The sequence below is a fragment of the Flavobacterium sp. MFBS3-15 genome (assembly GCF_026107645.2).
Lineage (GTDB): Bacteria > Bacteroidota > Bacteroidia > Flavobacteriales > Flavobacteriaceae > Flavobacterium.
In genome coordinates this window covers 48,471-66,258 of record NZ_JAPCHV010000018.1, presented here as the reverse complement: position 1 = coordinate 66,258, position 17,788 = coordinate 48,471, and the positions used below count along the sequence as shown (strand labels likewise).

The window sequence follows — 17,788 nt, the reverse complement described above, 5'->3', positions numbered from 1 at the left end:
AAAATTCCCTACGTTTGCTAAAACCAATTTATAAACCATGAAAAATTTTCTTGTTGCAGCCCTGATGCTGTGCTCGCTTGCCTCTCTTGCGCAAAGCAAATTCATTGAGGTAGAAGTGACCGATACGATAACGCTGAAGCCTGTGTCATTTCAATGTAATATTTACCTGCAGGACGATTACAGCGCCATAGATACATCGGCAGTCGTATTTGATGAAAACTACGACCCGATGGCCGAGCAGGAGAAACAGAAAAATAAATTACAGGAAATAAAAAGGAAACTGGAGGCCAAAAAATATAAAGTGGGGCCGCTTTCGCCAAAAGGGGATATCATGGGCGTAAGATTGTACGGCATGAATGATAGTGGCTGGAGCGTAAACGTAAACAATGAGGCCGACATACAAAAGATAAGAGACCTGTTGGGCGTGGGTGCCTACGTGGACGTGGAAGTGATTAAATATGCCGATGAAGCCAAAGCTGAGGAACAGCTGATAAAAAAGCTCATTGAAAAAGCGAAGTCGAAAGCCGTGATCATCGCTTCGCACTCGGGACTGAAGGCAGGAAAAATACTGGAAGTGAAGGAAGGTAAAGGAGGCAGTGGCAGCGCATTTGAAACATTTATGATGGAGATGATGAAATCCAGGAGTATGGGCCGCGACAAAACAAGCTATTCCGGCAGCCTTGAAAAAACATTTGTGGTAAAGTTTGCGGCGGAGTAATTTTAGGATATGAAAAATCTGCTGGTAATTTTTTCGTTTCTTTTTTCGATGGTCTCTACCGCACAGGATAAATTTATCGAAGTGGAGGTTGAGGATACGATTACGCTGAAGCCGGAAAGGTTTGATATAGCATTATTTGTTGCAAGTGGAAGCCCTTACGAAAAAGTGGATGTGAATAATTCTTTTAATATAAAAGAAAATGAAAAGCGGCTAACGCAGAACATTGACAAAGTTAAACATCAGCTTAAGGCAAAAAGCTACAGATACAAGCAGGATGACACGCTGACAATGTATCCACCTTTGTCTGCCCCGTCAGGTGCCACTATAGTGGTAAGTTTGACAAGCGAAAAGGAGTGGGGCGAATTGAGTAAGCTTTTAAGTCAGTTTGATTTTGTCAATGCAACGATTACAAAATTTAAATTTCTAAATGAATCGGAGGCGGAGACAATGCTATACAAGAAACTTGTAGAAAGAGCAGGTATAAAAGCAGATGTTATTGCTGCGGCTTCAGGATTGATTATCAGAAATGTCATAGCGGTAAAGGAAGCTGAAGGTATGGATGATTTTGAGCTTAATCTCCATGATACTTACTTTGTTGGTGAGAACAGTAAAAAATTGCAAATGCAGGATGGTAAGCTTGTGGGCAGCCTTTATAAGAAACTGGTGGTAAAGTTTGGAGTGGAGTAATGTATGTAAAAACTAAGGATTTATTTTGATTTTGTTCACTTTTAAGATAACTTTGCGAATATGCCGAGAACAATTATATTTCACGGAAATCACTTTATAAGGTTTTATCAGGAACAGGACGATAAAGTTAAAAGCAAGATCCAGTATGTGCTTGAATTAATCAAGCAGGTGGACCGGGTGCCTGAAAAATTCCTGAAGCATTTATCCGGGACTGATGGCTTGTATGAGGTGAGAGTGGAATATCAATCCAATATATACCGGATATTTTGTTGTTTTGATGAAGGTAGGTTGATAGTTCTTTTTAATGGGTTTCAAAAGAAAACGGACAAGACACCAAAGAATGAACTGGAAAAGGCAACCGCGTTAATGAAAGAATATTTTGAACAGAAAGGATAAGTCATGAAAAATTACGACAACATAAAAACATTCGACGACCTGATTGAAGCAGAGCATGGCAGAATAGGTACCGAAAGCCGGAGCGCCTACGAAGAGCGCTCCCAAATGTTCATTATAAGTGAAATGCTGAAAGAAGCGCGCAGGGAGGCAAAGCTTACCCAGGAACAGCTGGCCGAAAAGGCAGGCACGAAGAAAAGCTACATATCTAAAATTGAAAACGGAAAAGGGAATATCCAGCTCTCTACACTCATAAGAATATTTGAAGTGGGGTTGAACAAACGGATAGGGTTAACATTCCTGTAATCGGAACATTTGCTCAAAACATTTGCCCTTAACTGATAATTCAAAACCATATTCCCAGCATTCCCCTCATTTATCGAAAAAAACGCAAAATTAAAATTGCATAATTCGTTTATAAAAAACTATCTTTGCACTCGAAAAAATAAGGTTTTTTCGCAATTCGTAAATCGCTGTTTAATAAATACATAAGCAATGTCTAAATCAATAGGAAAAGTTGCACAGATCATCGGGCCGGTTGTTGACGTAGTGTTCAGCTCGCAGGACGCCGAACTTCCAAAGATCTATGATTCATTAGAGATCACTAAGAAAGATGGTTCAAAATTAATCCTTGAAGTACAGTCGCACGTTGGTGAAAACACTGTTCGTACAATTTCGATGGACTCTACAGACGGCCTTAGCAGGGGGCAGGAAGTAACCGCAACAGGTGCTCCTATCCAGATGCCGATTGGCCCGGATGTTTACGGACGTTTGTTTAATGTTATCGGCGATGCCATTGACGGCCTTGACGAATTGCCGAAAGACGGTGCGAACGGCCTTCCGATCCACCGCCAGGCGCCTAAATTTGAAGACCTTTCAACTTCATCAGAGGTTCTTTTCACAGGTATCAAAGTAATCGACCTTATCGAGCCTTATGCAAAAGGTGGTAAAATTGGTCTTTTCGGTGGTGCCGGTGTAGGTAAGACCGTACTGATCCAGGAGTTGATCAACAATATCGCTAAGGGCCACGGTGGTCTTTCCGTATTCGCAGGAGTAGGTGAAAGGACACGTGAAGGTAACGACCTTCTTCGTGAGATGCTTGAGTCGGGCATCATCAAGTATGGTGACGAGTTCATGCACTCTATGGAGAACGGCGGATGGGACCTTAGCAAAGTAGACAAAGCCGGCATGAGGCAGTCGAAAGCTACCTTCGTATTCGGGCAGATGAACGAGCCGCCGGGAGCACGTGCACGTGTGGCGCTTTCAGGCCTTACCATCGCTGAGTACTTCCGTGACGGAGCAGGCGACAGCCAGGGGAAAGACGTTCTTTTCTTCGTTGACAACATCTTCCGTTTTACACAGGCAGGTTCAGAGGTGTCTGCACTTCTTGGCCGTATGCCTTCTGCGGTAGGTTACCAGCCTACGCTTGCTACCGAGATGGGTGCGATGCAGGAGCGTATTACATCAACTAAAAAAGGTTCGATTACATCAGTACAGGCGGTTTACGTACCTGCGGATGACCTTACCGACCCGGCACCGGCTACAACCTTTGCCCACCTTGACGCAACAACTGTACTTTCCCGTAAAATCGCCGAGCTTGGTATTTACCCTGCGGTTGACCCATTGGACTCAACTTCAAGGATCCTTACCCCGCTTATCCTGGGCGACGAGCACTACAACTGTGCGCAAAGGGTAAAAGAGATACTTCAGAAATACAAGCAGCTGCAGGACATCATCGCGATCCTTGGTATGGAAGAGCTTAGCGAGGAAGATAAACTGGCCGTATCACGCGCACGCCGCGTTCAGCGTTTCCTTTCGCAGCCGTTCCACGTGGCCGAGCAGTTCACAGGTATCCCGGGCGTTCTTGTAGACATCAAAGACACCATCAAAGGATTCAACATGATCATCGACGGTGAGCTTGACCACCTTCCGGAAGCGGCCTTCAACCTTAAAGGTACCATCGAGGACGTTATCGAGGCCGGACAGAAAATGTTGACTGAAGCGTAAAACCCGGTTGATGGTTGATAGTTGATGGTTGTCAGATTGGCCTCCAGCAACCGGCAACCGGCAACCAACAACTAAACGACTATGTTATTATTAGAAATAGTATCGCCGGAAGGCCATTTGTTTAAGGGAGGCGTTACTTCGGTAACCGTTCCGGGATCGGATGGCGAATTCCAGATGTTGGACCACCACGCGAATATCGTTGCGGTACTCGTTGAGGGAACCATCAAGATAGGTGTGCCTGATTTCAAGACCAACAAGGATTTTTCCGTAAAGTTCGACAAATCAGAAAAAGACCAGAAGTTCCTGCTTCACATAAAATCGGGAACCCTGGAGCTTAAAGACAACAGGATCATCATTCTGGTTGACTAAGTTCAGCCGGTGAAAATATAAATAGCCTCTTCGATTTGAAGGGGCTTTTTTTTGTATATTTAACTCAGCATCAAATCAATAAGCCATGAAGGTATATTTCTCACTGTTTCTAATAAGCTTCGCCATTATCCTTTTTCCGTTTTCGGGCGGTGAAGATGACCTGACGGGTGTATATGTAAGTAAAAATCCTACATTTGGCGAGAAAACGGCCATTATGTATTCACAGGGATATATGAATTTTTTGTTCCTGGGAGTAAAAGATGAGACATTAGAATTAAGGCAGGACAATACTTTTACCCGTACCTTAAATGCTTGTAAAGTTGGGCCGGTTAGTGATACCGGGAAGTGGAAGAAATCCGGGAAAACTATAATCCTTGATTTTGACACTCCGGAATATGAAGACCAATCTTTTACCATTTACAAAAAAACAAGGCTCTATATGGTAGCTGATATGGATATCGGGGAGGGTGAAACAATGCCACACCTCACGCTGCTAGAAAAGCAATAAAGATCTTTTATAAGCATAGCCCCTTCAATTTGAAGGGGCTTTTTTGTATTATTGCGGTATGCAATACAAAGAACAGGATGTCATAGTCGTTTTAGAAAATACTGGCACTTCGGCGATATTCAGACGGTTGATGTCACTGTTGCTTTTGCTTGGTTCGGTTGGCTTAACGGCCTACTGTTATTGGTACTCCCCATCTTTAGGTCATTATTTTGGGGGAGCGCTCCTTATACTGATTTTTGGCTTGCTTGCATTCGATAATTATGCTGAGGATCGCTTTAGGGTACGCTATTGCCGTACAAAATATCGTTTTGAATCTTCCCTCGGCACGCTGCATTTGACGCGAGGATGGAAACCGCTTCCGGAAACAGAGTATGTATCGGTCTTTTACCAATTGCACAGGGATGAAGATGGTGAAGTTACCGGATGTTACAATGTCAATGTGTGGCAGGAGGGCAACCGACACTTAACTGTTTTTGCCGATTACAATGCCGAAGTATGCCTGAAAGTTGCACGGAAGATTGCCATTGGGCTGAATGTGCCCTTGCTCGATGCTACAATAAAGAACAATTCAGTTTGGGTACGGCTGGATAAGGAGATGAGTTAATAAGGGGGAAAAGTTTTTTTGCTAAATTATTTTTTAGAATTTGGCCTTATTTCAAAATTGCTGTTTAAATGGTATTTATAGTCGTCAGTAAATTCTAAAATTTTTTTGCCATCTTCTGTTATGATTATCATTCCTTCAACGCTTGCTATATAAAACCACTCCCATTCCCGGATGAATTCAGAGGTTTTTATTTTAATAATCGGGTCGTCCCAACTCAGCCATGTGAGTAGATACTCATGATCTTTGAGTTCACTTTCCTTTAGCCAACTTTCAATTAATTGTTCATCTCCTTCATAATCGAAGAAAAATTGGTGGTGATTTGAAGTTTTATCCCAGTCAATCGTTGAATGGTCTGTTTTATAATAAGAGCCGGATGTGCCAAATTTAAGATTACTCAATAAGTTTATGAAATGGTCGTTTCCTAAAATACCAATTGATTCCATGTAGGTGACTCGACTGTGTAAAAAGTGCTGTTTGTTTGAAAATATTGACATAGCTATTATATTATTATTTTACCATCCGAAAAAACACCATGATGTCTCCTGGCTGGCATTCCGCACGTTGCATATCGCCTTTCTTTCCTGTTCTCAAGACAAGGGATCAGTCGAAGCGCCACGGTAAAGAAAATTCGGTCTGGGCATGGCTGGATAAAGAACTGAGTTAAACTCTTTGCTTGCGTAAATTTAACCTGTAAGTAAAATAACATCCTCCAATAATACCCAAAATTACCATTCCTCTCAGGATATTTGCGGTAAGGCAGAGGTCAGTCTCAGATGATAAAGAAATGCAATCTCCGGGATTTTCGACTTCATATCGAAGGCTTACCCCGTTATTGACTATGGCATAAACACTTAATGCTATGAGCGCTAAACAAACGATTATCCCGACTACAAACTTAGCCATGAGTATTAAAAAACCAACCTTACATTTGTCTCATAATCCCAGCCTTCCATCCAGGCAATTTTCCACTTGCCTTTTTCCTTTACAACCCTTATGTGGTAATGCTCCTGTTCCCAGTCTTTGCCAAAGCCCTTCCAGTTCCAGTAGAGTGTTGCGGTATCGGCAGTCATTTTTTCGACGACTACATGTATCTTGTCAAAATCATCCGTTGGACGGTCCTGGCATCTGCACCAAGGGTTGACATCCGACCCGCCAAAAGGAGGCATGTCTCCCTCATGCCATTCGGCTTCACCGCTGCGAAGCAATTCATCCTGCTTATTGAATATCCTGCCCATGTTATCCATGAATTCGGTGGCAAAAAGCCCTGACTTATCCATTTGAACTCTATAAAGGCTTTGCTCAATGGGGTCATAGCCCACAATCATGCTGTCCTTCATGAATGACCGGAATGTGTTGTGTGTTTTTACCGTGTCTTGCCATTTGTACACGTCTTTTACCAGCCTGGTAATTTCCTGCCTGTCCGGGTCGGCTTCCCGGGTTTCGGCTTTAGTAGCCGTTGCGTTTTCGGGTTCCTTTTCACCCTTGCAGGCAATAAGGAAAACGAATGAGCAAAGAAGGAGGGCTGTTTTTAAAGGTTTCATGTGAGGACTGGATTACAGGACTAAAGTAATAAATTTGGAGAATATTAAACCACAGGTGATTTTCAATTTTACCACAAAGCGCACGAAGAATTTCACGGAGGCCACAAAGCTGTATGCATAAAGGCCACAGAGGGTTACGCTTCGCTTTGTGCTCTTTTAAGAGTGATATTTCATCGTGCCCTTTGTGAAAGACTTTGTGTTCCTTGTGGTTAAAAAAGGACTCAGCAAGAAAATTTTTCCGTCTAACTCCCTGTTTTTGGAGAATTTTTGCTGTTAATTCGGGTTTAGAGGCGAATTTTTCCGGTTAGCAACTACAATTTATTCTCCTCCACATCCGAAATGAATTCCATGATGTCCCCCGGCTGGCAGTCCAGCACTTCGCAAATCGCTTCGAGGGCCGAAAAGCGGATTGCCTTGGCTTTCTTTATTTTCAGGATCGTAATGTCTAACTGTATTTTTTCTTTAGCGCGACACTATTTGGCTCGTAACTTGTCGTATAATTTCCATTTGCATCACGCTTATAAATTTTATAAGGTTCTCTGATTCTGTTGTGCTCCGATCTGGCTTTTAAGAACAAAGTTAGGTCTCCCTGCAAAAATGGTTCTGCATATTGTATTATCTCTCTGCATGCATTAGCAATGCTAAACCTAACTTCATCCCCAAAAGGAAAAGCAAATTCGTTGGTATTTGTTTCGGGGTCAGTTAAAGATTTTAACCGCCAAAGGGCTATTGAATTCCAATCTGATTCCAAAAAGTTGTCGCTATAGCCCTCACCCAATACAATGTTGTAATGGTAAGGATAATCTGTAAGATATGTAGTTCCTGAAACTTTGATGTACTGCTTATCTTTTCTAAAAACAATCTCGGTAAAGTATTTTTCAATTTTTATGCGATGCGTTTCGAATCCAAACTTTTCGATTTCAGGGCTAATCAAATCCAGAATCGTGTCGCCAAATAGTTTATGTTCTTCCGAAGGATTTATAAGATTCTTTTTCAATTCTGATTTGTTTTAGTTGTGGGCTATAATAGCAGAACAGAGTTGGGTGTTACGTTTTCGGATTCCTTTTCACCCTTGCAGGAAATAAGGAAAACGAATGAGCAAAGAAGGAGGGCTGTTTTTAAAGGTTTCATGTGCGGAATGTATTACAGGCCTAAAGTAATGAATTTGAAGAATATTAACCACAAGTGGTTTTCAATTTTACCACAAAGCGCACGAAGAATTTCACTGAGGCCACAAAGCTGTATGCATAAAGGCCACAGAGGGTTACGCTTCGCTTTGTGCTCTTTTAAGAGTGATATTCCATCGTGCCCTTTGTGAAAGACTTTGTGTTCCTTGTGGTTAAAAAAGGACTCAGCAAGAAAATTTTTCCGTCTAACTCCCTGTTTTTGGAAAATTTTTGCCGCTAAATCGGGTTTGGGAGCAAATTTTTCCTGCTAATTATATGTGTATGGCAAATTTTTCCGGTTAGCAGCTACAACTTATTCTCCTCCACTTCCGAAATAAACTCCATGATATCCCCCGGCTGGCATTCCAGCACTTCGCATATCGCTTCGAGCGTGGAGAAGCGTATTGCCTTAGCCTTACCGGTTTTCAGGATGGAGAGGTTGGCTGTGGTGATGCCCACGCGGTCGGCGAGTTCGTTGCTGCGCATTTTACGTTTGGCCAGCATTACGTCGAGATTGATGATAATGGGCATAGGCTAAATGGTTAGGTCGTTTTCCTGCTGCAGCTCGTAGCCGTAGTTGAGGAGTTTGCTTAACACTACCAGGGCAAGGCCTGAAAAAAGCATTATGATACTACCGCCAAAGCTCACACTGAGGTTCATGATCTGTCTCCCGCTATACAGGTCTCCCGCTGTTTCGGTAATTATGACTGACGATATGTATTTTTCAATGATTGTCCCGGTTACAAGCAGTAAAAACTGGTACAGCAGCAGGCTGTTGCCTATAAGCCAGATGGAGCGGCTAAGGGAAGCGTTAAATGTAAAGTCATTCTTTAGCCTCTTGAAAAGCTGCATCAGCCAAAACAGCACAAAAAGTACCACAGCGTATGTCGCGTAATTCCGGATGGCCAGTAGCAGTGTAAACCATAAGCTGTCGGGCCTGACAAGGATAAACCCTTCTGCAGATAACGGAGCCATATCGATTTCACCGATATCGACATTGAATTCATCGTCCGAATGCACCTGTTTCGATTGGGTTATAAAGGTTGTGTTGTAATCCGGGTCATTGAGGATGTTATTCGTTTCAAGCCGTCCGGTTTCGGAATTGCTTCCGGTTTTTAAGATAAAAGTACCACGATGGGACGGAGTGTTTTCGATCTTCGGCCGTTCGTAGCTTACCAGCGTATCAAAGGTTATGACATTCATCTTTACCGGAAGGGTGTAGCCGGTAACATGGTTGGGCATGAAGGTAAAATTGCGGTATGGGTCTTTCTGGAAAATGTCAAAAGCCAATGTTACTGCTGTCAGTACGCCGGCTAAGGCCAACAGCCCCGCCGATATGTAATACAGCCTCGAAACCAACCTGTCTTTGCGTTGTCTCTTTTTCATGATCATATTGTTAGCTGGTTCTCTTCCTGTATGAAGGTGCCTTTCTCTGCCATGCCCGAGATCAGGTAGATGAACTTCCCGATAAGGTACACAGCCAGGAATGAGGGTATCTCGCGGAAGAAGATGGTGAGGTCAAAATACAGCAGGCTGCCCATGGTAACGAACAGCAGGTACTTCGACTTTGCGAAAATGACCACCGTAGCCGCCGCCTTTCGGAACGACTCATCCTGGCCGGGTTCGAACATGCCGCCCTTTTTGATGCGCTTCAGGCTTCTGTGGAAACGCTTGAGGCCGGTTACGCAGTAAATGAGCAGCCCGGCATAAATAAGGCAAAAAGCCGCCCCGAACCATTCGTTGTTCCTGTAGGGTACCGAGGAAGTGATGGATGTGAAGTAATCACTGAAAAAATCCTTCACTAACAAATGTCCGTCTTCCAGATGGAAGAAAACTCCCATTGCCAGGTAGAAAACTGCCATGCAGGAAGCTGCTGCCATGGCCACGCGAACGGCCAGCGCGATGATGTTGATATGGTGCCTCATAATTTATACGTTTAGGTCGTTTTCTTCTTTAAGGCCCTTTGCCACCAGGAATACTTCGGAAAGCACGATGAAGAACAGGCCGAGCATTAGCACGAAGAAGGTATAGGTGTTCATTTCAAAATTCAGGTCGCCAAATCGTATGGCGTCATACAGGAACTCCGGTACAACGTCAAAGCAAAACCCTATGAGTATCGCTTTGCCTGTCTGGTCCAGCAGCACAATTACTTTATCATGGAATACCTGCTGCTTTTTGAAGTGGCCTAATACAGTTTTGAACAGGTAGAGAGCATAGGCCCAAAATCCTGCTGTGAGCAGCTTCGATACAAATACGATGTAGCCGTCGGCACCCCAGTCTTCGGCAGCAATGCCATTTATGGTAAATGGAATGTTATCGGGTGCAATGATGGCAATGGCCAGACACGGTATGCCAAATATGATGATGACCATCACAAGGATAAAAAGGATGTTGGTAAGCAGTTGGAGTAGTGGCAGTCGTTTCATGGTTTATATGGTTAAGTCATTTTCAAGTTTGATGTTGATGCCCTTTTTAACGATGTCGGAAACCCCGAGGAGGGCAAGACCAACAAGCAGGACGGTAATGTCGTAGATGACTTCTATCAGGAAATAGGAGGCCCTTTCCCTTGTGATGTCTGAAATATAGAACATATTGGGTATAAGGGTGGTCAATGCCGAGGCTGCAAGGGTATAGCCGCCGACGGTAAGGTAACGGGCGCTTTTGGTGTTGAAATATCCGTGCCGAAGGAACATGCCGCAGGCCTGTTTAATAAAGGACAGGGATATGGCCAGCAAGAGTATTTTTGCAAATACCATCGTTGTGGAGAGTAGTATTTCAGGGTTGGAATATTCGACAAAAAGCATCATTCCAAAAAGGGTCGCTGCCAGGATGCATAGTGCTGCAATGATCAGGACGGCATAATTTAAGATTCGAAATTTTATCATGGCGAATGGTTTTGATGCAAATATAAATAAATTATCGAAAAACAATAATATATATTTGAAAAACAATATTTTCTCTTTTATACCCTTTTGTTTCATCAAAAATCATCATGTAGTGGCCCTTAAATCATACAGCAGGTACCGCAAAATACCCCCGCATATACCATAAGTTCACTACTTTTGGAACATGGAAAAATTCCCTAAATCGCTTGCGGCAAAAATGGCACAGAGAGAACAGGAAAACGCCCTGCGTACGCTGCGCAAACCCACGCCCACAGTGGATTTTTCCTCTAATGACTACCTTGGTTTCGGCGCCGACAGGTCCATTTTCGATGCTGCCCACAATTACCTTTTAGAGCATGGCTTTACACAGAATGGCTCCACAGGATCGCGGCTCATATCGGGCAATCATGGTTTGTATGTTGTTGTAGAAGAGATGGTTGCGAAATTCCATAACACCGAAAGCGCCCTTATTTTTAACTCCGGATACGATGCCAATGTAGGATTTTTCTCATCGGTATCCCAAAAAGGCGACGTGGTTTTGTATGACGAGTACATCCATGCCTCGATACGGGATGGGTTAAGGCTTTCTAATGCAGCGACTTACAAGTTTCCGCATAATGATCTTGAGGCCCTGGAAGCCCTGGTCAAAAGGCATGAAGGTAAGGAGGTATACATAGTGACCGAGTCGGTTTTCTCAATGGATGGAGATAGTCCTAATCTACAGTTAATGAGCGAACTATGTAATAAATACGGTTGCCGCCTGGTTATAGATGAAGCCCATGCCATAGGCGTTTTTGGACAAAAGGGAGAGGGGTTGGTGCAGTCTTTAGAACTGGAAAACAGCGTATTTGCCAGGATTGCTACATTCGGCAAAGGCCCCGGGTGCCATGGCGCGGCTGTACTGGGTTCGCAACAGCTGAAGGATTATCTGGTCAATTTTGCCCGAAGCCTGATCTATACCACAGCACTGCCACCCCACAGTCTTTCCACGATACTGGCGGCCTACAGCCGCCTTGAAAACGCCCCGGAAAGAGAAATGCTTGCTGCTAACATATTGTTTTTCAGGGCAGAATTGCAAAGACTGGGACTGACGGATATTTTCATTGAAAGCCATTCCGCCATCCACTGTGCAGTCGTTCCCGGAAACGAAAGGGTAAGAAGCATTGCTGCGGCATTGGCAGGCAAGGGTTTTGGTGTAAAGGCCATACTGTCGCCTACCGTACCCGCTGGCAGTGAGCGGCTGAGGTTCTGCTTGCATAGTTACAATACAGAACGTGAGATAACAGGAGTATTGGGAACACTTAAGCAGCTTCTTCAGCCTTAGCAGCCTTTGCTTTGTTGCGCCGCTCCCGCCTTCGAAACCAGTTACTGTCTTCTTCCCCAAACAGATAGGCATAAGGCTGTGTATCAGGACTTAGCTCGAACAGCTTTTTGAGGATCGCAATTGTCGGGATGATGAGTATCATTCCCGTGATACCCCATATGGCACCGCCAATCAGCAGTCCTATAAAGGTTACCAATGCATTGAGGTTTACATTGCCACCCGTTATCTTGGGGGTAAGGAAAGCTCCCTCAAGTAATTGTATGAAGGTGAATGCAACTACAACTGCAATGGGATAAAAAGCGCTGTCCTTGGTCATTAGCGCAAATAGGAAAGGCAGTATAGCGCCTAGTGAGGGTCCGAGATAGGGGATGATATTCAGCATTCCTGCCAGCATCCCAAAAAATATGGCGTGTTCAATTCCCAGTGCAAACAAAACCCCGGTATTAACTATCCCAAGGATTAACATCACTTTTCCGGCTCCGACTATATATGCATGGACAATTTTCCGAATTGAAGTCATTTTTTCGAGGAGGCCTTCATTGTTTTGCCTGCGAAAAACTTTTGTAATAAAAATGGCAAGATGGTCTCTGTAAATAAGCAGGAAAAATATAAATACAGGTAAAAGGATAATATCTGAAAGCATGCCGATGGTAGAAAATATAAGCTGTGTTGCACTTGTGTTTTCCGGTTGCACGATTTCCACTGCTTTCTTCATTTCGAAACCGTTACCCATGCCGGGGTCAAATCCAAAAGTTTCATAACACCAATTATTAGCTATAATTACAAATGAATTGAGCTTATCAGTAAAATTAGACCCAAGATCCTGCACAAATCCCCGTACCTGAAAATAAATGAAAACGAATATTCCAATGATTAGTGTTAGAAATATTATCAGGCATATGAAAGCGCTTATCGAACGTGGAATTTTCCTGCGCTCTAAAAAATTGCAGGACGAAGTAAGCAGCATGGCGATATATCCGGATACTAATAATGGAACAAGCAGCGTTTTTGCTATTATCATAAAAAACACAATGATAATGATCAGCAGTGCTATATAAACCGTTTTTATGTAATTGGGTACCTTTACATCCATCAGTATTAATGTGTTAATTTATTTAATGATCCTATCAAAATTAGGAATTGTCCAACCGCTTATTGGTAATATTATATTAAAACTTTGCTAATCAGTTGGTAAAGAATTAATGCTGAAATTTTGGGTATAAACCTTATGAATGATTGAGTAAATTTGTATCTCACTATTCATTAGCCCATGAAACTTTTCATTACAGGCATTGGCACCGATGTAGGCAAGACCATAGCCTCGGCCATAATTACGGAAGCTCTCCAAGCTGATTACTGGAAACCTGTACAGGCAGGAGACATTAAGGATTCGGACAGCCACAAGATTGAACGATACATTTCCAATAGCAAAACCAGGATTTTCCAAAACAGCTATGTTCTAAATACACCGGCCAGCCCTCATTTGGCAGCAGAGATTGATGGTATAAGTATTGATATTAAAGAGATAAAAGAGCCCAAAACAGGCAACCATCTCATAATAGAAGGCGCAGGGGGTGTACTTGTGCCACTGAATGGAAATGATGTAGTAGCCGACCTGATTAAGCGTGATTATAAGGTGATATTGGTGAGCCGCCATTACCTTGGCAGTATTAACCACACGCTGATGACAATAGAAGTATTGAAAAGCAGAGGGGTAATTGTAGAGGGAGTCATTTTCAATGGCAATGAAAATACGTCCACACAGAGCATCATTCTCCAAAAAACAGGAATAAAAATGCTTGGCCGCATCGATGATGAACCCTATTTCGATAAAAACGTGATTCTTGACTACGCCGACCGTTTCAGGAATAATTTATTAGAGCTATAAATGAGTTTACAAGATAGAGACAGCCAATTTTTATGGCATCCTTACACCCAGCACAAAACTGCGACTCCTCCCATAGGAATTGTAAAAGGTGAAGGTGCATTATTGTGGGACGAAGAAGGAAAGCAATACATAGATGCCATTGCTTCGTGGTGGGTAAACCCATATGGACACAGTAATAAATACATTGCGGAAGCTATTTACAAACAGCTTACCTCACTGGAGCATGTGCTTTTTGGTGGATTTACCCATGAGCCAGCCGTTGTTTTGGCCGAAAGGCTTATGGAACTGCTTCCATCCGGTCAAAAAAAAATCTTCTTTTCGGATAACGGGTCGACTGCAGTTGAGATCGCCGTTAAGGTTGCGCTGCAATATTTTTACAATAAAGGGGATAAGCGTACTAAAATCATTGCTTTCGAAAATGCCTTTCATGGCGATACTTTCGCCGCTATGGCAGCGAGTGGCATATCCTTTTTTACCGAGGCTTTCCGTGGATCACTGATAGAAGTACAACGCATTCCCGTGCCTGTTGAAGGAAAGAAAGAGGAAAGCATTGAATCGCTAAAAAAACTGGCGTTAACCGGCGAATATGCCGCATTCATTTTTGAACCGTTAGTGCAGGGTGCGGCCGGGATGGTAATGTATGCTCCGGAAGTGCTGGACGAACTGATGGCTATCTGCAAAGGCAACAACGTCTTTACTATTGCCGACGAAGTGATGACGGGCTTTGGCAAGACGGGGAAAACTTTTGCCTGTGATTACCTTATGCGCCAGCCAGACATGATGTGCCTTTCAAAAGCGCTGACCGGTGGGACAATCCCAATGGCGATAACCACTTTTACACAGGAATTATTTGACGGTTTTTATGACGACGATGTGAATAAGGCATTGTTTCACGGGCATACCTTTACGGCCAACCCAACCGGGTGCGCTGCCGCACTGGCAAGCCTGGACTTGCTGCAAACAAACGAAATGCAGGATAACCTGGTCCGGATAAACAAAAAGCAACTTGCCTTCAGAAAGGAAATAGAAAGCCATCCGAGGGTTAAAACCGCTCGCGTGTTGGGTGTAATCCTCGCGCTGGAAATAGCACGTGAAGGCAATGAGGATTATTATGGTGGTTTCCGTAACAGGCTGTATGATTTCTTCCTGAATAATGGTGTCATCCTGCGCCCTGTCGGGAATATTGTATACATCCTTCCGCCTTACATTATAAGCGATGAATTGCTGGAAATAGTTTATGCAGTTATAAGGCAGGCAATTGAAGAGGTGCAGTAACCCAAAGGTTATTCCTGTTGGCACTAAGGAGTTTTATTGCGTACTTTTGCAGTAAAATCTACTGTATTGGTTTCACCTGTATCCATCATGTCCATTGGTTCCGTTTCCCCATTAGGCAGCAGTCCTGATGAGGTCTGGGAAAGCTATCTGGATGAACGCGCATTCATCACCAGGGGCGCACTCAATGTTCCTGTGGCAATCCTGTCTCAACGGGAAACAGATGAAGTAGCAGGGCTGCGCGATTCCAATCCTCACTACCGCCACCTGGATAATTCAGTGCTGTATGCCATCCTTGCCTCACGCCGTGCCTTGCGAATTGCAGGCTGGAATGACGGTGAATTCGGCATCAATATCGGTTCTTCAAGAGGGGCTACGGGATTGTTTGAAAAACATCATTCCGAATTCATAAATACAGGTATTACCGGGGCGCATACCTCACCTGTAACTACACTCGGCAACATTGCCTCATGGGTAGCCCAGGATGTAAGAGCTAATGGTCCGGACATATCTCATTCCATAACCTGTTCTACAGCACTTCATGCGGTACTCAATGGTGTAGCATGGCTAAGCAGTGGTATGGCTGACAGATTTCTTGTAGGTGGCAGCGAAGCTCCGCTTACACCCTTTACCATAGCCCAAATGCAAGGCATGAAAATCTATTCGCAGGAACAAGGTGAACATCCTGTTCGCGCTTTAGATCTTGAAAAAAAAGGCAACACCATGGTGTTGGGTGAAGGGGCAGCAATGACATGCCTTCAGGCCGGCAAGAATTCCCAAGCCCATGCTTATATTGATGGTATTGGTTATGCGACCGAAATGCTGGAACATGGCGCATCATTGTCTGCTACAGCGGAATGCCTGCAAAAGGCGATGCGCATGGCGATAAAGGACATCAATCCTGCCGAAGTAGATGCTGTTGTAATGCATGCCCCGGGAACTGTAAAAGGGGACCTTTCCGAATACAGGGCGATACAGGAGGTTTTTGGCGGAAATCTGCCCTTGCTCACGACCAACAAATGGAAGATTGGCCATACGTTTGGGGCTTCGGGACTTTTGAGCCTGGAGCTGGCAGTACTGATGCTACAGCACAATAAATTTGTTGAGGCACCATTTTATAACCAGGAAACAGGCCGCGACATTAAAAAGGTATTGGTAAACGCGGTTGGTTTTGGCGGCAATGCGGTGAGTGTTTTGGTCTCAAAATAGATGCTATCTTTGCACTATGAACTGGCTAACCTCCATTTTCGGAACAAAACAGGAAAAAGAACCCATTGACCCCATGAAAAAATACCTTATTGCCTGCCTGGGCAACATTGGAGCTGAATATGTAAATACACGTCACAACATTGGCTTTAAAGTCGCCGATCATATTGCTAAGCAGGAGGGAGCTTCGTTTGAAACAGTTAAACTTGGAACCCTGGCTGAAGTGAAGATAAAAGGGAAAACGGTTTTTCTTCTCAAGCCCAATACTTACATGAACCTGAGTGGTAAGGCCATTAAATTCTGGTTAGATAAAGAAAATATCCCGCTTGAGAATTTATTGGTTGTGACCGATGACCTAAATATCCCTTTTGGCACTATCCGTATAAAAGGTAAGGGCAGTGATGGAGGCCATAATGGACTGAAAAACACGCAGCAGGTACTAAATACAGGAGATTATGCGCGTTTTCGTTTCGGTATCAGCGATGATTTCAAGAAAGGCAGGCAGGTAGATTATGTTCTTGGGGAATGGGACGAAGAGGAAAAAGCAAAGCTTCCGGAACGCCTCGATATGGCTGCAGAAGCGGTGAAGTCGTTCGTACTTTCAGGGCTTGCCAATACCATGAGCAGCTACAATGGCAAATAAACCTTTCGAAATGGCTTCAAATTTGTATCTTTAGCTTTAAAGATAATTTCATGAAAAGATTAGTCCTTACGATGCTGCCATTTTTATTCATGGCCTGTGCGCCAAAAAAAGGAGTTACAGCTTTCATTAATGGAAAACACAAAATTGAAAGCCCGTGTCCTGAAGAAGGTGACTGCAAATTGGAAATACTGAAAGACAAAAGCCTTGACATTAAAGTGGATGATACCGGGAGATTGTATCATTCCATTACTGATACTCCTGGAAAAGTTTTAGTGCGCTATACCTATGATTATGATGCTCCTAAGGGTGTAATGGACGCCGGCTATACTGAAACTGTCATCTTTGAAACTGATGATGAATTTTCAAATCTAAATACAGGAAATATAAAAGGTACTAAAATGCTTTTCGGTGTACAGTGCTTCTGCCGTGGCAAGGCTGGATTTTATACGGTTAATGAAGGGAAAATCAGCTACAAAGACGAAAAATTGACAGTGAAAATACCTGACACCATTGTAGATGGGCAGCGGATTTACAGCATAGATGTTTCCTTGAAATAGAAATTAAAACGAAAGGCGCC

23 protein-coding genes and 1 pseudogene are annotated in these 17,788 nt (G+C 43.5%); 14 read left to right on the top strand and 10 right to left on the bottom strand.

Annotated elements, in window-relative coordinates; genetic code table 11:
* The first annotated feature begins 37 nt into the window (after window positions 1–37).
* The 8 genes from OGH69_RS15220 (at window position 38) to OGH69_RS15185 (ending at window position 5,286) form a co-directional block, all read left to right on the top strand.
* On the top strand, window positions 38–718 hold the full coding sequence (locus OGH69_RS15220) for an SIMPL domain-containing protein (protein ID WP_265175345.1): 681 nt from the start codon (window positions 38–40) through the stop codon (window positions 716–718).
* Between the two features lie 9 nt (window positions 719–727).
* Complete coding sequence (locus OGH69_RS15215) at window positions 728–1,405, top strand: hypothetical protein (RefSeq protein WP_265175344.1); 678 nt, start codon at window positions 728–730, stop codon at window positions 1,403–1,405.
* Between the two features lie 60 nt (window positions 1,406–1,465).
* Window positions 1,466–1,801: a type II toxin-antitoxin system RelE/ParE family toxin gene (locus OGH69_RS15210; protein WP_265175343.1), complete on the top strand. Its 336-nt coding sequence runs from the start codon at window positions 1,466–1,468 to the stop codon at window positions 1,799–1,801.
* Between the two features lie 3 nt (window positions 1,802–1,804).
* Complete coding sequence (locus OGH69_RS15205) at window positions 1,805–2,104, top strand: helix-turn-helix domain-containing protein (RefSeq protein WP_265175342.1); 300 nt, start codon at window positions 1,805–1,807, stop codon at window positions 2,102–2,104.
* A gap of 189 nt (window positions 2,105–2,293) precedes the next feature.
* Window positions 2,294–3,805 (top strand): F0F1 ATP synthase subunit beta, encoded by a 1,512-nt coding sequence (gene atpD / locus OGH69_RS15200; protein ID WP_265175341.1) that lies wholly within the window; start codon window positions 2,294–2,296, stop codon window positions 3,803–3,805.
* 81 nt (window positions 3,806–3,886) lie between these two features.
* The gene (locus OGH69_RS15195) at window positions 3,887–4,174 is read left to right on the top strand and encodes a F0F1 ATP synthase subunit delta/epsilon (RefSeq protein ID WP_265175340.1); all 288 of its coding nucleotides are present in this window, start codon (window positions 3,887–3,889) and stop codon (window positions 4,172–4,174) included.
* An 85-nt stretch (window positions 4,175–4,259) separates the two neighbouring features.
* Window positions 4,260–4,682, top strand: a complete 423-nt coding sequence (locus OGH69_RS15190; RefSeq protein WP_265175339.1) for a hypothetical protein — start codon at window positions 4,260–4,262, stop codon at window positions 4,680–4,682.
* A 58-nt stretch (window positions 4,683–4,740) separates the two neighbouring features.
* The gene (locus OGH69_RS15185) at window positions 4,741–5,286 is read left to right on the top strand and encodes a hypothetical protein (protein ID WP_265175338.1); all 546 of its coding nucleotides are present in this window, start codon (window positions 4,741–4,743) and stop codon (window positions 5,284–5,286) included.
* 26 nt (window positions 5,287–5,312) lie between these two features.
* Here OGH69_RS15185 and OGH69_RS15180 read toward each other — a convergent pair whose 3' ends face one another.
* From OGH69_RS15180 to OGH69_RS15140, 9 genes and pseudogenes are all read right to left on the bottom strand, one after another.
* A complete protein-coding gene (locus tag OGH69_RS15180) occupies window positions 5,313–5,780 on the bottom strand; it encodes a hypothetical protein (protein WP_265175337.1) in 468 nt (155 codons plus the stop codon).
* A 414-nt stretch (window positions 5,781–6,194) separates the two neighbouring features.
* A complete protein-coding gene (locus tag OGH69_RS15175) occupies window positions 6,195–6,827 on the bottom strand; it encodes a hypothetical protein (protein ID WP_265175336.1) in 633 nt (210 codons plus the stop codon).
* Window positions 6,828–7,138: 311 nt separating this feature from the next.
* Window positions 7,139–7,273: pseudogene (locus OGH69_RS15170) on the bottom strand (helix-turn-helix domain-containing protein); the annotation flags it as partial.
* The gene (locus OGH69_RS15165; protein WP_265175335.1) at window positions 7,273–7,824 is read right to left on the bottom strand and encodes a hypothetical protein; all 552 of its coding nucleotides are present in this window, start codon (window positions 7,822–7,824) and stop codon (window positions 7,273–7,275) included. The gene OGH69_RS15165 and the pseudogene OGH69_RS15170, both read right to left, overlap by 1 nt.
* Before the next feature lie 475 nt (window positions 7,825–8,299).
* Window positions 8,300–8,524: a helix-turn-helix domain-containing protein gene (locus OGH69_RS15160; protein WP_265175334.1), complete on the bottom strand. Its 225-nt coding sequence runs from the start codon at window positions 8,522–8,524 to the stop codon at window positions 8,300–8,302.
* Window positions 8,525–8,527: 3 nt separating this feature from the next.
* A complete protein-coding gene (locus tag OGH69_RS15155) occupies window positions 8,528–9,379 on the bottom strand; it encodes a DUF2975 domain-containing protein (protein ID WP_265175333.1) in 852 nt (283 codons plus the stop codon).
* A 2-nt stretch (window positions 9,380–9,381) separates the two neighbouring features.
* Window positions 9,382–9,918 carry a hypothetical protein gene (locus OGH69_RS15150; protein ID WP_265175332.1) on the bottom strand — a complete coding sequence of 179 codons (537 nt, stop codon included), beginning with the start codon at window positions 9,916–9,918 and terminating at the stop codon, window positions 9,382–9,384.
* A 3-nt stretch (window positions 9,919–9,921) separates the two neighbouring features.
* Window positions 9,922–10,419 carry a DUF2975 domain-containing protein gene (locus OGH69_RS15145; RefSeq protein WP_265175331.1) on the bottom strand — a complete coding sequence of 166 codons (498 nt, stop codon included), beginning with the start codon at window positions 10,417–10,419 and terminating at the stop codon, window positions 9,922–9,924.
* Window positions 10,420–10,422: 3 nt separating this feature from the next.
* A complete protein-coding gene (locus tag OGH69_RS15140; RefSeq protein WP_265175330.1) occupies window positions 10,423–10,878 on the bottom strand; it encodes a DUF2975 domain-containing protein in 456 nt (151 codons plus the stop codon).
* Window positions 10,879–11,062: 184 nt separating this feature from the next.
* On the opposite strand from OGH69_RS15140, the gene OGH69_RS15135 reads away from it, so the two are divergent.
* Window positions 11,063–12,202 (top strand): aminotransferase class I/II-fold pyridoxal phosphate-dependent enzyme, encoded by a 1,140-nt coding sequence (locus OGH69_RS15135; protein WP_265175329.1) that lies wholly within the window; start codon window positions 11,063–11,065, stop codon window positions 12,200–12,202.
* Here OGH69_RS15135 and OGH69_RS15130 read toward each other — a convergent pair.
* Window positions 12,180–13,295: an AI-2E family transporter gene (locus tag OGH69_RS15130; RefSeq protein ID WP_265175328.1), complete on the bottom strand. Its 1,116-nt coding sequence runs from the start codon at window positions 13,293–13,295 to the stop codon at window positions 12,180–12,182. The genes OGH69_RS15135 and OGH69_RS15130 overlap by 23 nt on opposite strands.
* A 177-nt stretch (window positions 13,296–13,472) precedes the next feature.
* Here OGH69_RS15130 and bioD point away from each other — a divergent pair, with 177 nt between their 5' ends.
* The 5 genes from bioD to OGH69_RS15105 all read left to right on the top strand — a co-directional run bounded on the left by bioD (window position 13,473) and on the right by OGH69_RS15105 (window position 17,768).
* Complete coding sequence (bioD, locus tag OGH69_RS15125) at window positions 13,473–14,090, top strand: dethiobiotin synthase (RefSeq protein ID WP_265175327.1); 618 nt, start codon at window positions 13,473–13,475, stop codon at window positions 14,088–14,090.
* The gene (gene bioA / locus OGH69_RS15120; RefSeq protein WP_265175326.1) at window positions 14,091–15,365 is read left to right on the top strand and encodes an adenosylmethionine--8-amino-7-oxononanoate transaminase; all 1,275 of its coding nucleotides are present in this window, start codon (window positions 14,091–14,093) and stop codon (window positions 15,363–15,365) included.
* A gap of 66 nt (window positions 15,366–15,431) precedes the next feature.
* Window positions 15,432–16,571, top strand: a complete 1,140-nt coding sequence (locus OGH69_RS15115) for a beta-ketoacyl synthase N-terminal-like domain-containing protein (RefSeq protein WP_265175325.1) — start codon at window positions 15,432–15,434, stop codon at window positions 16,569–16,571.
* 16 nt (window positions 16,572–16,587) lie between these two features.
* The gene (gene pth / locus OGH69_RS15110; protein ID WP_265175324.1) at window positions 16,588–17,211 is read left to right on the top strand and encodes an aminoacyl-tRNA hydrolase; all 624 of its coding nucleotides are present in this window, start codon (window positions 16,588–16,590) and stop codon (window positions 17,209–17,211) included.
* Window positions 17,212–17,261: 50 nt separating this feature from the next.
* Window positions 17,262–17,768: a hypothetical protein gene (locus OGH69_RS15105; RefSeq protein WP_265175323.1), complete on the top strand. Its 507-nt coding sequence runs from the start codon at window positions 17,262–17,264 to the stop codon at window positions 17,766–17,768.
* The last annotated feature ends 20 nt before the right edge of the window (window positions 17,769–17,788 follow it).

Coding starts and splice junctions, on each gene's coding strand:
- OGH69_RS15220 (WP_265175345.1), top strand. CDS start 38: ATGAAAAATTTTCTTGTTGCAGCCCTGATGCTGTGCTCGCTTGCCTCT.
- OGH69_RS15215 (WP_265175344.1), top strand. CDS start 728: ATGAAAAATCTGCTGGTAATTTTTTCGTTTCTTTTTTCGATGGTCTCT.
- OGH69_RS15210 (WP_265175343.1), top strand. CDS start 1,466: ATGCCGAGAACAATTATATTTCACGGAAATCACTTTATAAGGTTTTAT.
- OGH69_RS15205 (WP_265175342.1), top strand. CDS start 1,805: ATGAAAAATTACGACAACATAAAAACATTCGACGACCTGATTGAAGCA.
- atpD (WP_265175341.1), top strand. CDS start 2,294: ATGTCTAAATCAATAGGAAAAGTTGCACAGATCATCGGGCCGGTTGTT.
- OGH69_RS15195 (WP_265175340.1), top strand. CDS start 3,887: ATGTTATTATTAGAAATAGTATCGCCGGAAGGCCATTTGTTTAAGGGA.
- OGH69_RS15190 (WP_265175339.1), top strand. CDS start 4,260: ATGAAGGTATATTTCTCACTGTTTCTAATAAGCTTCGCCATTATCCTT.
- OGH69_RS15185 (WP_265175338.1), top strand. CDS start 4,741: ATGCAATACAAAGAACAGGATGTCATAGTCGTTTTAGAAAATACTGGC.
- OGH69_RS15180 (WP_265175337.1), bottom strand. CDS start 5,780: ATGTCAATATTTTCAAACAAACAGCACTTTTTACACAGTCGAGTCACC.
- OGH69_RS15175 (WP_265175336.1), bottom strand. CDS start 6,827: ATGAAACCTTTAAAAACAGCCCTCCTTCTTTGCTCATTCGTTTTCCTT.
- OGH69_RS15160 (WP_265175334.1), bottom strand. CDS start 8,524: ATGCCCATTATCATCAATCTCGACGTAATGCTGGCCAAACGTAAAATG.
- OGH69_RS15155 (WP_265175333.1), bottom strand. CDS start 9,379: ATGAAAAAGAGACAACGCAAAGACAGGTTGGTTTCGAGGCTGTATTAC.
- OGH69_RS15150 (WP_265175332.1), bottom strand. CDS start 9,918: ATGAGGCACCATATCAACATCATCGCGCTGGCCGTTCGCGTGGCCATG.
- OGH69_RS15145 (WP_265175331.1), bottom strand. CDS start 10,419: ATGAAACGACTGCCACTACTCCAACTGCTTACCAACATCCTTTTTATC.
- OGH69_RS15140 (WP_265175330.1), bottom strand. CDS start 10,878: ATGATAAAATTTCGAATCTTAAATTATGCCGTCCTGATCATTGCAGCA.
- OGH69_RS15135 (WP_265175329.1), top strand. CDS start 11,063: ATGGAAAAATTCCCTAAATCGCTTGCGGCAAAAATGGCACAGAGAGAA.
- OGH69_RS15130 (WP_265175328.1), bottom strand. CDS start 13,295: ATGGATGTAAAGGTACCCAATTACATAAAAACGGTTTATATAGCACTG.
- bioD (WP_265175327.1), top strand. CDS start 13,473: ATGAAACTTTTCATTACAGGCATTGGCACCGATGTAGGCAAGACCATA.
- bioA (WP_265175326.1), top strand. CDS start 14,091: ATGAGTTTACAAGATAGAGACAGCCAATTTTTATGGCATCCTTACACC.
- pth (WP_265175324.1), top strand. CDS start 16,588: ATGAACTGGCTAACCTCCATTTTCGGAACAAAACAGGAAAAAGAACCC.
- OGH69_RS15105 (WP_265175323.1), top strand. CDS start 17,262: ATGAAAAGATTAGTCCTTACGATGCTGCCATTTTTATTCATGGCCTGT.